This window comes from Parasutterella muris (genome assembly GCF_009767915.1).
Taxonomy (GTDB): domain Bacteria; phylum Pseudomonadota; class Gammaproteobacteria; order Burkholderiales; family Burkholderiaceae_F; genus Parasutterella; species Parasutterella muris.
The window spans coordinates 1-1,607 of record NZ_WSRP01000095.1; the positions used below are offsets into that span (position 1 = coordinate 1).

At 46.2% G+C, this 1,607-nt stretch carries 1 protein-coding gene; it reads right to left on the reverse strand.

Translation table 11 applies throughout. The features are described 5' to 3' along the window. Positions 1-80: 80 nt before the first annotated feature. On the reverse strand, positions 81-1,463 hold the full coding sequence (locus E5987_RS12685) for an ISAs1 family transposase (RefSeq protein WP_160336431.1): 1,383 nt from the start codon (positions 1,461-1,463) through the stop codon (positions 81-83). Between the last annotated feature and the right edge of the window lie 144 nt (positions 1,464-1,607).

Sequence of the window (1,607 nt, forward strand, 5' to 3'; positions counted from 1 at the left end):
CAGGTCGGACGCATCAGAAATTAAATAGAAGACCACGATAAGGGTTTCCTTTTGAAGGGAGACCTTAGCCCAGGGAGCCGCTAGATGCGTATGCAATCATTCATTGCAGCCAGCATATCCTCAATTTTATTCAGCCTCGCCCTGATCACCGGTTTGGACGGCGCCTCTTTGCCCGTTGTCTCTTCCAAGCGTGTTTGGATTTTCGTCGTGAAGTTTAGGGCGATCTTGTTAAGCAGTGTTCTTCCGGCCAGATACTGAGCGTTTGTGCACTGCAGCCGATCCTGATTAAAGGCCATATCTAACGCCCAATGGCCTTTGTTTTCAATTGCCCAGTGCTGACGAATGGCACGATGCAGAACCTGTTCCACATTCGGGGCATCGTACCTTAATGATGAGATGTAATAGCGGACCTGAGGCCCAAGAATTTCTCCGGTGTTTTTCTTCACCGTGTCAGTGACGGCTTCCACGATCGATCCTTCATCGAGGCCAACCCATTTATTAAGAATTTCTTCCGGTAAAAGAGCTCCCGGAAGAACTCGAGTTTTTCTTTTCGTAATTTTGCCGCCTTGGTCTGTTACCGAAGGCCGCGCAATTTTGTACTCATGTGTTCCCAGTTCGAAGAATCCGCGCACCTGTTCATATGTAAGATCCTGATTAGCCTTCAGAGCCAAACAGTAGTCGGCCTTTTCGGCAATGATCTTTGCGGCGAACTCGGTTTGTGTATTTAAAGCATCTGCCGTGACGATTGCCCCTCGAATGTCTAAAGTGTCGATGAGCTTTGAGGCATGGGTAATTTCGTTGTTCTTTTCACCGATGACTTGCTGAGCCAGAATCAACTCGTTGTCTGCATCCATGATGTTTAAAACATACGGGGAGTGCTGAGAAGAATCCCGGGAAGCCCTGATAGCCTGTCCGTCGACAGCAATTACCGGGTGAGACAGTCTGCTGCGCAGCATCTCAACGAACCGTTCGATCAGAGCGGCATTTTTGTCTTTGCCGATAATCATCGTGATGCGCCTGACGGTATCGTGAGATATTTCCTCATCAGGAAAGTTGGGGAAGGTCTTGCTCAGCAAGGGTCGGCATTGATGCCAGAACTCTGCAATTTCCGTGCAGGAAGTTTTGCCTTGCATCGCAGCAAGAAGAATGACGCAAAAGACAATATCCAATGGGTAAATGATCCGTCCGGGATCTCTGGGATCAATCACTTCTTGGGCAGGTGCGGCAATCTTAGCCGCTTGAAGTGAACCTTTTCTTCTGCGCGGTTCCAGAGTAACCAATTTCTCCAAATCAGTTTCACCGGGCGGAAGTTTTCCCAAAGTCTCCGTTGAAATTCTTCTGCTGTTTTTAATCTTTGGATCGTAAACGCTGACGACTCTTTGAACATAAGTCCAACCGTCTTTTCGTTTCGCACGAATGATAGAAGTGTGCTCTTTTGGGTTATCAGATCTTGGTCTTGACATAGCAATCACCTTATATTGATCTCTAATATTATACTATTCATCACGATAAAAAGCAAGCACTTTTCCTAATAAATTCATGCAATTATCAGAAATTTTCGCAGATATTATTCAGATTTTTTATTAATATCGTGCGTCGAACCTGAT